General features: G+C 54.7%; 10 protein-coding genes. 8 read left to right on the forward strand and 2 right to left on the reverse strand.

All coding sequences use genetic code 11. From position 1 onward, the window contains the following. Positions 1-42: 42 nt before the first annotated feature. The 3 genes from P2G67_RS00640 (at position 43) to P2G67_RS00650 (ending at position 5000) form a co-directional block, all read left to right on the forward strand. A complete protein-coding gene (locus tag P2G67_RS00640) occupies positions 43-2550 on the forward strand; it encodes a glycosyltransferase (protein WP_275819023.1) in 2508 nt (835 codons plus the stop codon). Positions 2551-2580: 30 nt separating this feature from the next. Further along, positions 2581-3507 (forward strand): ATP-grasp fold amidoligase family protein, encoded by a 927-nt coding sequence (locus P2G67_RS00645; RefSeq protein ID WP_275819025.1) that lies wholly within the window; start codon positions 2581-2583, stop codon positions 3505-3507. Between the two features lie 236 nt (positions 3508-3743). Continuing rightward, positions 3744-5000 carry an ATP-grasp domain-containing protein gene (locus P2G67_RS00650; RefSeq protein ID WP_275819027.1) on the forward strand — a complete coding sequence of 419 codons (1257 nt, stop codon included), beginning with the start codon at positions 3744-3746 and terminating at the stop codon, positions 4998-5000. Here the strand turns inward: P2G67_RS00650 and P2G67_RS00655 are convergent. Together P2G67_RS00655 and P2G67_RS00660 are read right to left on the reverse strand one after the other, a co-directional pair. Next, a complete protein-coding gene (locus P2G67_RS00655; RefSeq protein WP_275819029.1) occupies positions 4947-6287 on the reverse strand; it encodes an acylphosphatase in 1341 nt (446 codons plus the stop codon). The two genes, P2G67_RS00650 and P2G67_RS00655, sit on opposite strands and share 54 nt — an antisense overlap. A 104-nt stretch (positions 6288-6391) precedes the next feature. Then, positions 6392-7072 (reverse strand): TetR family transcriptional regulator C-terminal domain-containing protein, encoded by a 681-nt coding sequence (locus P2G67_RS00660; protein WP_322099612.1) that lies wholly within the window; start codon positions 7070-7072, stop codon positions 6392-6394. 390 nt (positions 7073-7462) lie between these two features. Here P2G67_RS00660 and P2G67_RS00665 point away from each other — a divergent pair, with 390 nt between their 5' ends. The 5 genes from P2G67_RS00665 (at position 7463) to P2G67_RS00685 (ending at position 12582) form a co-directional block, all read left to right on the forward strand. After that, the gene (locus P2G67_RS00665) at positions 7463-8332 is read left to right on the forward strand and encodes a nitrilase-related carbon-nitrogen hydrolase (protein WP_275819032.1); all 870 of its coding nucleotides are present in this window, start codon (positions 7463-7465) and stop codon (positions 8330-8332) included. Positions 8333-8390: 58 nt separating this feature from the next. Next, positions 8391-9644, forward strand: coding sequence for a Zn-dependent hydrolase (locus tag P2G67_RS00670; protein WP_275819033.1), 1254 nt, complete (start codon positions 8391-8393; stop codon positions 9642-9644). A 100-nt stretch (positions 9645-9744) separates the two neighbouring features. Then, positions 9745-10539, forward strand: coding sequence for an ABC transporter ATP-binding protein (locus tag P2G67_RS00675; RefSeq protein ID WP_275819035.1), 795 nt, complete (start codon positions 9745-9747; stop codon positions 10537-10539). Beyond that, positions 10529-11464, forward strand: a complete 936-nt coding sequence (locus tag P2G67_RS00680) for an ABC transporter permease (protein ID WP_322099614.1) — start codon at positions 10529-10531, stop codon at positions 11462-11464. The genes P2G67_RS00675 and P2G67_RS00680 overlap by 11 nt, the downstream gene beginning before the upstream one ends. Next, complete coding sequence (locus tag P2G67_RS00685; protein WP_275819037.1) at positions 11461-12582, forward strand: ABC transporter permease; 1122 nt, start codon at positions 11461-11463, stop codon at positions 12580-12582. The genes P2G67_RS00680 and P2G67_RS00685 overlap by 4 nt, the downstream gene beginning before the upstream one ends. Positions 12583-12614: the final 32 nt, after the last annotated feature.

The following is a 12614-nucleotide window of genomic DNA, read 5'->3' on the forward strand; positions in this document are numbered from 1 at the left end:
TACCCACAAGAATATCTCTTCTCTAAATAGCAAGGTAAACTCATGCTTAGGGCCAATAAACAATTAACCAATTTTATTGAAAAAACATTAAATGCGTTACTAAACAAAAAAACGCAACGGAAAGAAAGTAATAAAAAAAAGCAAAGAAGATTAAGGTCGACGTATTTCGTTAAGAGGTTATGGGGTGGGTACTCTAGTATTGCGATACCAGAGTTAGAGAGCATAATTAGGAGCCAAGATGTTATCGAAGAAGATAAAGTTAACGCCTTGTGGGAGCTTTTCAGATGGCATTACAGTAGAGAGAACTATCATAAATGCTTAAGCATACTTGATCAATTGGATTTCTTAGACGGCTGTCTATGTGAAAAGTATAAAAAATGGCACTTGCTGACCTTAATAAAGACCGGTCACGATGAAAAATCAGTAAATGTATTAAACAATTTACTTGCAAGAAACACTGTTTCCCCAGAGATTTTGCTGCTTGCATCAACGGTTTCCGGAGGGCCCGAGTTATCACATAATGGGTCTACTAGTAGACTTGATTTGATAAACAACGCTTTACTTCGATACAACATAGGACGAATAAAACTTATCGACAGCAATAAAAATTTAGATTTTCATAATATAACGTCGGAATCAAAATATGAAACCGTTTATGGTGGGGATAAGGTTTCAGTCATTGTCCCAGCTTATAATGCAGAAAATACAATCGCTACTGCCATACACAGTATTTTAAATCAATCTTGGCACAATATTGAAATTATTGTTGTCGATGACAGTAGCTCCGATGCAACATCAAGTGTTGTGCGATCGATTGCCGCCGTCGATTCTAGGATAAAGCTTGTCCGAAACACTTCAAATGGAGGCGCCTATTCGGCTCGAAATCGCGGATTGAGATCGGCGACTGGAGAATTCGTCATGGTGCATGATGCCGATGATTGGTCCCATGCTGACAAAATTCTTGAACAAGTACAATTTATTAACAGTCATGCGGGTGTTGTTGCAGTTCTGTCTCAATGGGTCCGTGTGACGAAGGATCTGAGGATCGTGGGCCCTTGGCGGCCAAAGGGATCAATTTATGATGTAAATCTCTCATCCTTAATGGTTCGGCGAAGTGTATTCGATCAGGTAGGTGAGTGGGATGAGGTACGGGTTAACGCCGACGCCGAGTTTGTATGGCGACTGAGGGCGTATTATGGTAAGGCGGCTGTGGGGAAAATAACAGATCCGCCACTATTATCGTTGTCATTAACACAAGATACTTCACTTACCAGAATGGGTACCACCGGAATTCAAACCCTTTCCTTCGGGCCTCGAGCACAATATCGAGATGCCTACCGGTTCTGGCACCGCAAAATCGCGGAAGGTGATGGCGCCAAACACTCGAACAAGCTTCGTCCTTTTCCGATTCCTCCATGTATAGCAAGCAAAGAGAAGCCAACACGTTTTGATATCGTATTCGTCTGTGATTTTGCCCTGAAAGGGGGGGCTTTTGCTTCCACTTTGCAATACATAAGGGCGGCCGAAGCAGCTGGACTGAAGGTTGCAGTATGGCATTGGCGAAAGTTTGACTTAGATCCTGTCAGTCCAATAAATCCAAAGCTTTATGAGCTGGCGACAGAAAAGCGGATACCGACATTGACTTCGGGTGATCTAGCTGAGACTGATTGTGTAATTATTGGGTATCCAGCAATCCTGAGAACCCTTCCGGATGCTATTCCAGATATCAGAACCAATATGGTCTGCGTAATAGTAAATCAATTTGCCTCAAGATTATTAAGCGGCGAGGACGAGCAATATAATCCCATAGTGGCAAGAGAAAACGTCCAACGCCTGTTTGGCAAGGATGGGGTTTGGATACCAATCTCTCATTGGGTCCATAGGCTAATGGAGCAGGATGAACGTTACCCAGTTCCGTATTCGTCCCCGTGGCATCCTCTTATAGACTCCTCGACTATAAAGGTCAGAAAGAATTTGTGGCGTAGAGAGCAGCGCATCAGACCAACTATAGGACGCCATGGTCGTGATGCATACACAAAGTGGCCAACATCTCCCGACGCTATTATGATGGCATACGGGGTTGAGAAAGATTGGAACGTGCAGTTTCTAGGAGGAGCTAGATTCGCTATAAACAAGCTCGGTTATCAGCCCGACAACTGGAGGGTTTATGGCTTTGACGAGATTGATATTTCTGATTTTCTTTTGGATCTTGATTTCTTCGTTCACTATCCTCACGAGGAGTACATTGAGGAATTTGGCCGTGCTGTTCTAGAGGCAATGGCGCATGGAATTCCTGTCATTTTGCCACCACAGTTTGAAGAAACTTTTGGAGGCGGGGCCCTTTATGCTGAACCAGAAGCGCTTGGGAAAGTTATTGAGACACTATGGGAGGATCAAAGTAAGTATACTAATAGAGTGGAGGCCGGATGGAAATTTATAAGTGAAAATTGTGAATCCGCAAGTTTCATGAGAAGGTTTATAGCATTAAAAAAGGACGGATCGGATAAGGGCACAGTGCGTGATAGATGGCCACACGTATCATCAATGTGAGTAGCATATTTGCATTTTGGGGATGGGTAAATGAGCAACGTAAAACCGAAGAAACGTGTGTTTAAGTTTCACGATTTATATTTTAAGGAAAACGGCGCGCATTATAGAAAATACTTGCCAAGTTACGTAAGGACGGCTCTTCCTAAAATCGGAAAGAAAAAATATGGCAAAGAGTTTCTTTCTATATTGAACTGTGATCTTCCAAAAACCTACTGTCTTGGCTTGCCCCCGAGAAGGGTCATGGAAGTTTGTGCTGATATGGAAGAGGTTGTAATTAAACCGGATGAAGGAAAGAACAGCTGGGGTGTATTTGGCCTAAAAAAGATCGGAAACCATAGATGGTATAACATACAAGAGGATAAGGAGTACTCTACAGATTCAATAGTGGATCTGATGTCTGCTGTATCAGATCAGGGTAACGTCTCCCCCACTTGGATGGCCGAAGAACTATTGATTCCACCAAACGGCGCATATCGGCCAGTGGAAGACATTAAAATATACGCGTTTTATGGGCAAATAGCGCTCGTTCTACACAAGGAGAATATTGTCAGAGGGGGTAGTAATGACGCGAAATACCGCTGGTATAACAGTCATTGGACAGAAGTAAAAACAGGAAAGTACGAAAGAAAAAGGAGTGACATACTTGCGCCCCCCCCAGATTACTGTGCGTACAACAGCATTGCTAAGAGAGTGTCATCATACATATTAAAGCCGTTTTATAGAATAGACATTCTTAATACAAACAGAGGGCCAATGGTAGGGGAGTTAACGCCGTGGCCAGGCCACCCAAAGGGATTTAGCCCCGAAGTATCTATTGACTTGGCGTCTATGTGGTTTAGGGCACAGCACCGACTGATCCATGATGTTTCATTCGAATTAGTAGATGAACAATTAAATGCGTATAAAAAATTAAACCAATTGCTGCTAAATAATGACGAAAGCGTAGGAAAATGCTAGAATACGGCTAACAAAAAAAACGGTGAGAATGTCAGCGTTCCTGAATGAGTGCTGCGCGCATCCTGGATAGGGATTCGATACCTGCAGTACTTTATGAGGCGCGGAAAATAACACATTATAATAAGCGATAACGAAATGGAAATAAAATACATAGCGAAAGTATTATAAGCATGAAAATGGCTGTAAATTTGTAGTTTTGTGGAAGCGCGAGTGATATGAAGAGAGGCAATTCCAGTATGAACAGTATCAATATTAGCAGCTCTTCATTGTGCGTTTTTTCTCTAGCAAACGAGGCGTATCGAAGGGGACTCGAGGTAACGTTTCTTTGTGAAAAGAAAGTGCAAGAATTATGTGAAAAAAAGCAAATGAAATATAACCCAAAATACAATAGAGTGGGATTTGTTTTTGTAATCAGCGACGGCATTATAAATATCACTTTCTCAAAAACGAAAGTGCTGTGCAGTAATATTATAAAATCCGACGAGACGTGGTTTGGTTCATTGTTCGGGAGAAAGAGATATCACAGTGCGGGGTTTTACCAAGGAAAGAAAGAACAAAAACGTGCTTTGAGTAACCTTAAAATCGATACAGCAAGATACCGCGTTGTGGATAAAGCCCGAAAGAGCTTTCCCAATGACCTCAATTCTATAGTAGATGTACTAGGGTTTCCCTTAGTGGCTAAACCTGTAGCGGGGAGCATGGGGAAGGGTGTTCATGTCAATATAAACACCAGGGAAACGCTGTTGCTGTCCATCAATGAGATCAAAGCAACCCAATGCATTGTAGAGGAATATGTGCAAGGCGTAGAGTATCGTGTTTATACAGTGAATGGTGTTCCTGTTGGAGCGGTAAGGAGAACCCCACCTTACGTTATCGGGGATGGGGAAAAAACGATAAATGAACTATTGATTCAAGCTAATAATAAGAAGAGAAGGATGAAGCGCCCAATTATAAATATAGAACAGGCAATAATAAACTTAACAAAAAGAGGATTAACGTTATATTCGATACCGGACAAAGATATTTATATTAATTTGGGCGATGTGTTAGGGAGGTCATCTGGCGGGTATGTTATTCGTGATGATAGCATACTGAGTAGCACTCACTTAAAACAAATATGCAGAAAAATAGATAAGCTATATGACGGAATAATTTTAGGAATTGACCTTATCAATGACAAAGACAGGTATGTTGTAATAGAGATTAATGACAGACCGCAATTAAGCACTATTTTGGATCCAGATTATGGTGAGGCGTGCGATATTTCACGGTTAGTTATAAAAAAATTATTTCCTTCATCCAGGAGGGTGCGGAAAAGAAAAAACAGCGGTGATTTTATTCGTTTTTGGAACTTAATAAAGGCATCTAAAAATGATTTACTGTGGTCACCATTGAACTACCAAGATCGAATCTTGCATGCGGCCAATACTCGGAGAAAATTATTCAATTATAAGAAATCCATTCTGGGCGCGATTGGCATCAAAGTCATTTGAATGGACCTCGATATTATAAACTTTTGCGGACTTCGGACCCGTTTTGCAGAGTGTTAAAACGCTCTCAACGGCGCTTCTCGAGCCAGAAAGTACCGCCTGAATGCTCCCATCTTCGGCGTTTCTAACCCATCCGTCTACCGCGTGAACGTGCGCTTGTCGACGGAGCCAATGTCGGAACCCTACGCCTTGAACTCTGCCGGTTACGCGAATCTTGTGGTCGTGACGAGGACTGGGGGATTTAACCGCGGTCTCGGGTAGAAGAGACTCGATCAGCGCGCCTGCGACGTCCCGTGCTTGGCCGTATGATGGGAAATGGTGGAGTGAAATATCAGGATTCGAATTAACTTCGATGACAGCCCACGCTTGTTCGTTTGCGGGTGTAGTGATATCTTTAGCTATGATATCTATTCCTGCATGGAATAGGTCAGGGATGGATTGGCGGGCTTTTATCGCTATTTCACAAAAACTTGGGTGAATGATGTTCGTTATGTCTTCACTTTCTCCACCAGCGCTAATATTGGCTATAGGATGAAGCTCCACACGCTGCCCCGCATGTGGAATGGTTTCCGGTGTTAATCCAGTTTTCTGCATATGAGAGAGCATAACGTCAGTCAGTTTGAGCGGGTTTTTGCCAATGTACGGGATTGATTCCCTTTCGCGAGCTTTCAGAGTCACCAATTGTCGAATGGTATGCACGCCATCGCCCGTTACCGAGGCAGGGTAGCGTCGCGCGGCAGCTACAACTTTGTCTTGAATGACAAAAACACGATGGTCGCCGCCTTCTATCATCGGTTCTACAATAATTGTTTTTCCGTTCTTTGCTGCAACTTGCCAGCTCAAATCGAAATCTTCGATTTTTGTAATGCCTACGGAAACACCCCGACCGCTATGTGCCGATAGCGGTTTTATGACGACAGGCACATCCAAACTGCACGCATACTTCCATGCTTGTTTTTTCTCGCTCACAGGAAATTTTCTTCCCAGCGGAACCGTAACGCCAGAACGATTCAAAAGTTGCTTCGTTGCGTGCTTGTTATCGGTAACGAATCTCGCAAAAACAGATGTTCTATTGCTCATTCGTTGTGTAAAATGAATGCAATTGTTGTTGAAACGCACCGTGTTAAGTTGGCCGCTCATTGATACCACGCTACAGCCGCGTTTCCAGGCAGCATGTGTAAGAACTTCTGTTTGATTCTTGCGTGAAAATAGCTGCCATCCTGGCACTTCCCAAAAGCTTGCGGGATGGAGAATGCGCTCTAACGAAGAACGTAACGCTGATTCTGACATTTCTCTCTTCACCTCCCTACTTACTTTCTAGCAAGAAATATATGCCGCTATTCAAGTGGTATACATAGGGCCATATACGCTCATCAGCACCTTACCTCAGCCGCTCACCCCTCCACGCCCAGCCCCTCGAAAAACAGCTTCAAGATCGTCGCTTCCGCCGTTTCGAACATCGTCTCCGTCATGGCGTCGCGGCCGAGGACGGCGCGGATTTGGCTGTCGAAGTCGGCGTAGTGCTGGGTGGTGGCCCAGATGGTGAAGAGGAGGTGGACCGGGTCCAGGGGCGTGAGGCGGCCCTGATCCATCCAGCCCTGCAGCACCGCCGCCTTGCGCCGCACCTGGGCGCGCAGCTCCTGCTCCAGCTTGGGGCGGAGCAGCGGCGCGCCCTGCAGGATCTCCGAGAGGAAGAGCCGGCTGGCCTCGGGGTGGCTGCGCGAGAGCGCCAGCTTGCGCCGGACATAGCGGCGCACCTCCTCCTGGGGGTCGCCGGCGGCGTCCAGGGACTCCAGCGGCGCCAGCCACATGGTCAGCGTGCGCTCCAGCACCGCCACGTAGATGTCCTTCTTGCGCCGGTAGTAGTAGAGCAGGTTGGGCTTGGACATGCCGGCGCGCGCGGCGATCTGGTCGATGGTGCCGCCGCGGTAGCCGTAGCGCGAGAAGACCGCGAGGGCGGCGTCCAGAATGCGCTCCTCGTTGCCGACCTGGATGCGGGTGCGCTTCTTGGTGCGCGCCGCCCGCCCGGTGATGCGCGCTGCCGCGGGCAGCGCCGCCTGTTTCGTTACGCTCACGCGCCCCCGGGCCCCTCTGGGTTCCTCGCCGTCATTCGCACAGCCCCTCACTTCCCCTTGCGCGCAAGCCCCCCGGAGGAGACCCCTGTAGCAGGCCCCTGTAGCAGGCCTTGTCGATTTCGCCACTGGCTCCTTGACCGCCCGCGCGCTGTCGTCCTAGGCTAATTTTGACCGATTGGTCAGGATCATGAGCCTACACGCAAGTGGGCCCCTGGCCAAAGGTGAATTGCCCCACCCCAACCGGAAGCGGTGGCGGGCGGGGCAGCGCCGTGATGCAAGAGCCGCCGGCGAAAAACAAGGCGGCGCCCGGGAATCGGGAGCGGCGCGGGGACGACAGGGTGGTAGAATGGCCGGCCGGTGCGGGCGGCCGCGGGCGACGAGGGAGGGCTTATGACCAAGCTCAAGGGTGGCCTGATTCAGATGGGCCTGAAGGCGAGCACCGACTCCACGCCGGAGGCGATTCGCCAAGCGATGCTGGACGCGCATCTGCCACTGATCGAGGAGGCGGGGCGCCAGGGCGTGCAGGTGCTCTGCTTCCAGGAGGTCTTCACCCAGCCCTACTTCTGCCCGAGCCAGTCGGAGAAGTGGTACGCCGCCGCCGAGCGCATTCCCGACGGCCCCACCGTCACCCTGATGCAGGAACTGGCGGCCAGGCACAGCATGGTGATCGTCGTCCCGATCTACGAGGAGGACATCACCGGCGTCTACTACAACACGGCCGCGGTGATCGACGCCGATGGGCGCTATCTCGGCAAGTACCGCAAGACCCACATTCCCCAGGTCGCCGGCTTCTGGGAGAAGTATTTCTTCAAGCCCGGCGCCTCGGGCTGGCCGGTCTTCGACACGGCCTATTGCCGCCTGGGCGTCTATATCTGTTACGATCGGCACTTCCCCGAGGGCTGGCGCGCACTGGCGCTGAACGGCGCGGAGTACATCGTCAATCCCTCGGCCACGGTCGCGGGCGTTTCGGAGTACCTCTGGAAGCTGGAGCAGCCGGCCGCGGCCGCCGCCAACGGGGTCTTTATCGGGGCGATCAACCGCGTGGGCCGCGAGGCGCCCTGGGACATCGGCGAGTTCTACGGCCAGTCCTACTTCGTCAATCCGCGCGGCGAGATCGAGGCCGAGGCCAGCCGCGACCAGGACGAGCTGCTGGTCCACGAAATGGACCTCGCGCTGCTCAAGGAAATCCGCAACAAATGGCAATTCTTCCGCGACCGCCGGCCGGAGACCTATGGTCCGCTGGCGGACGTGGGACGCTGACAGAAACGGCGCCGGGTTCGGCACCAATAAGGGCGACAGGCAGAAGGAAGGGATGACGATGGACGGCAACCTCGCGGGCAGCAATCTGCGGATCAACGGCGACCGGCTCTGGGAGAGCCTGATGGAGATGGCCAAGATCGGCGCGACGGAGAAGGGCGGCAATTGCCGCCTGGCGCTGACCGACCTCGACAAGGACGGCCGCGATCTCTTCGTGCGCTGGTGCAAGGAGGCCGGCTGTACCATCCGCGTCGACAAGATGGGCAACATCTATGCCCGCCGTGCCGGGAAGAATGACTCCCTAGCCCCGGTGATGACCGGCAGTCACCTGGACACCCAGCCGACCGGCGGCCGCTTCGACGGCGTTCTGGGCGTTCTGGCGGGGCTCGAGGTGGTCCGCACCCTGAACGACCTCAACTACGAGACCGAGCGCCCGGTCGAGGTGCTGGTCTGGACCAACGAGGAGGGCTCGCGCTTCGCACCGGCCATGATCTCGTCGGGCGTCTTCGCCGGCGCCTACGATCTGGAGTTCGGCCTGAGCCGCAAGGATCAGGAGGGCAAGACCATCGGCGAGGAGCTGCAGCGCATCGGCTACGCCGGCGAGGACCCGGTGGGCAAGGAGGTGCATGCCTTCTTCGAGCTGCACATCGAGCAGGGGCCAATCCTGGAGGCCGAGGAGAAGACAATCGGCGTGGTCACCGACGCCCAGGGCCAGCGCTGGTATGAAGTCACCATCACCGGTCAGGAATCCCACGCCGGTCCGACCCCGATGAACCGCCGCCGCGACGCGCTGCTCGGTGCCTCGCGCATCGTCGACCTGGTCAACCGCATCGGCCTGGAGCATGCGCCCTATGCCTGCGCCACGGTGGGCATGCTGAACGTCTATCCCAACTCCCGGAACGTCATTCCAGGGCAGGTTTTCCTCACCATCGACTTCCGTCATCCCGAGGATGATGTGCTCACCGAGATGGACCGCAAGCTGCGCGCGGGCATTGACGAGATCACCGGCAAGATCGGCCTGGAGCAAGCGGTCGAGGATATCTTCTACTACAAGCCGATCCACTTCGACGAAGACTGCATCGCCGCCGTGCGCGCCGCCACCGAGGAACTGGGCTACAGCCACCGCGACATGGTCTCCGGCGCCGGCCACGACGCCTGCTACATGTCGAAGGTGGCGCCGACCTCCATGGTCTTCGTGCCCTGCATCGACGGCATCAGCCACAACGAGGTGGAGGACGCCAAGCCCGAGTGGGTGAGTGCCGGGACCGACGTCCTGCTGCGCGCGATGATCCAGCGCGCCGGCAAGGCAGACTAGGTCTGGGGAGACCAAGATCCGGAGTGCCGGCGGGCGGCCGCGAGCGCGGTCCGCCGGCCAAGCAACAAGCAAGAATGCAAAGTGACGAAGCAGGGTGGTAATGGCGCGTAACGGCGTGGAGCGGGCAGTTGATGTCCGCGATCTTTCACTGACCTTTCAAACGGCGGATGGCCCGGTCTACGCCTTGTCGCAAGTCAATCTGGAGGTGAAGGCGGGGGATTTCGTCTCCTTCATCGGCCCGTCGGGTTGCGGCAAGACCACCCTGATGCGGGTCATCGCCGACCTGGAGCAGCCCACGGGCGGCAACATCACGGTCAACGGCGTCTCGCCGCAGGAGGCCCGCCTGGCGCGGGCCTACGGCTACGTCTTTCAGGCGCCGGCGCTCTATCCCTGGCGCAGCATCGAGCGCAACGTGGCCCTGCCGCTGGAGATCATGGGGCTGGGGCGCGAAGAGCGCCGCGAGCGGGCGCGTAAGTACCTGGAGCTGGTCAACCTCACCGGCTTCGACAAGAAGTACCCCTGGCAGCTCTCCGGCGGCATGCAGCAGCGCGCCTCGATTGCGCGCGCGCTCTGCTTCGATCCCGACCTGCTGCTGATGGACGAGCCCTTCGGGGCCTTGGATGAGATCGTCCGCGACCACCTCAACGAACAGCTGCTGCAGCTTTGGGACAAGACCGGCAAGACGGTCGTCTTCGTCACCCACTCCATTCCCGAGGCGGTGTTCCTCTCCACCCACATCGTGGTCATGTCGCCGCGCCCGGGCCGGATCATCGACATCATAGAAAGCCCGCTGCCGCGCGAACGGCCGCTGGATATCCGGGAATCGCCGGAGTTCCTGGAGGTGGCCCAGCGCGTGCGCGAAGGCCTGCGGGCAGGGCACAGCTATGACGAGTGAGGTCGCCCGCATCGAGCCGCTGCCCGCCGCCGCCCGGCCGGGCTTGCTGAGCGCCTTCTGGCAGGGGCGCACCGGCCCGGTGCTGGTGGTGGCGCTGGCCATGGTGGCGCTCTGGTACGCCGGCGCGGTGTGGCTCAATTCGCCCTGGCAGTACGACGTCTTCCAGCGCCAGGACGTGGAGTGGACCACGACCGATCTGGTGCGCGAAACCCTCAATCAGGATCGACCTGTCCTGCCCGCACCTCATCAGGTGCTGGCGGAGATGCAAAAGACCATCCTCGAGGTGGCGCCGGATTCCCGCCGCAGCCTTATCTACCACTCCTGGGTCACGCTCTCCTCGACGCTGCTGGGTTTCGCCATTGGCTCGCTGCTCGGCATCCTGCTGGCGGTGGGCATCGTCTATGTGAAGGCGCTGGAAAAGTCGCTCATGCCCTGGGTGATCGCTTCCCAGACCATTCCCATCCTCGCGATTGCGCCCATGGTTGTGGTGGTGCTGGGCTCCATCGGGCTGCGCGGCCTGATCCCCAAGGCGGTCATCTCCACCTATCTCTCCTTCTTCCCGGTGACCATCGGCATGGTGAAGGGTCTGCGTTCGCCCGATCCGCTGCAGCTCGACCTGATGCGCACCTACAGCGCCAGCCGCTGGCAGACCTTCTGGAAGCTGCGCTGGCCCTCGTCCGTGCCCTTCCTTTTCACCAGCCTCAAGGTCGGCATCGCCATCTCGCTGGTGGGCGCCATCGTGGGGGAACTGCCCACCGGGGCGCAGGCTGGCCTGGGGGCGCGCCTGCTGGCCGGCTCCTACTACGGGCAGACGGTGCAGATTTGGTCGGCGCTCTTCACCGCCGCGTTCATCGCCGCGCTGTTGGTGGCGCTGGTGAGCCTGGTCGAGCGGCTGGTGCTCAAGCGCATGGGGGTGAAGCCATGACCGCCGGTCGCCTCCTGCCGCTGCTTGCCGGGCTTTTCACCCTGGTGGCGCTCGCCTTCTCGCCCGGGGGCGAGGCGCGCTGGTTCGACGGCGGCGCCGGCAGCCTGCTGCTCGCCTTGGTGCCGGTCTTCCTGCTGCTGGCCTTCTGGCAGCGTGGGAGCAAAGCTTGGCGCGGCCTCGTCTATGTCATCGTGGGCGGCATTGCGGTCTTCGGGCTGCTCAACCTGCTTCAGGCCGGTGCCGCTGGTGCAGCAGGGCTCGGCTTCTGGCTCTATGGCCTCGGGGTCTGGGCCGCGGTCTGGCACGGTGTCGACTGCCTTTCCAAGGCCGAGATTGCCTCGGCGGGCTGGCGGCGCGGGCGCGATCTCCTGGTGCCGACTTTGTTCGGCATCTGGTTGCTGGTGGTCTGGGAACTGCTCTGCCGTGGTTTCGGCATTCCACAGGTGCTGCTGCCCGCGCCCAGCGTGATCGGCGAGCGCATCGGCAACTCTTCGGCCATGCTCTGGGCCGACTTCCAGCAGACCTTCCTCAAGGCGGTGCTGGTCGGCTATGCCATCGGCTGCGGCAGCGCCTTCCTCACCGCGATCCTGGTGGACCGCGTGCCCTTCCTGCGCCGTGGCCTGCTGCCCATGGGCAACGTGATCTCGGCCCTGCCCATCGTCGGCACGGCGCCGATCATGGTCATGTGGTTCGGCTTCGACTGGCCCTCAAAGGCCGCCGTGGTGGTGATCATGACCTTCTTCCCCATGCTGGTGAACACCGTCATGGGGCTGTCGGCCAGCGGCCATCTGGAGCGCGATCTCATGCGCTCCTACGCCGCCGGCTATTGGCAGACGCTCATCAAGCTGCGGTTGCCGATGGCCTTGCCCTTCATCTTCAATGCGCTGAAGATCAACTCCACCCTGGCTCTGATCGGCGCCATCGTGGCCGAGTTCTTCGGCACGCCGATCGTGGGCATGGGCTTTCGCATCTCGACCGAGGTCGGGCGCATGAACCTCGACACCGTCTGGGCGGAAATTGCAGTCGCTGCGGTGGCCGGTTCCGCCTTCTACGGGCTGGTCGCGCTGATCGAGCGCGGCCTCACGTCCTGGCATCCCTCCTATCGCCAAAGAAGTTGAGAAGGAAACGCAACAACAAGGCTCGGAAGTGA

The organism is Aquibaculum arenosum, assembly GCF_029222965.1.
In the GTDB taxonomy this organism is placed as follows: domain Bacteria; phylum Pseudomonadota; class Alphaproteobacteria; order Kiloniellales; family DSM-21159; genus Aquibaculum; species Aquibaculum arenosum.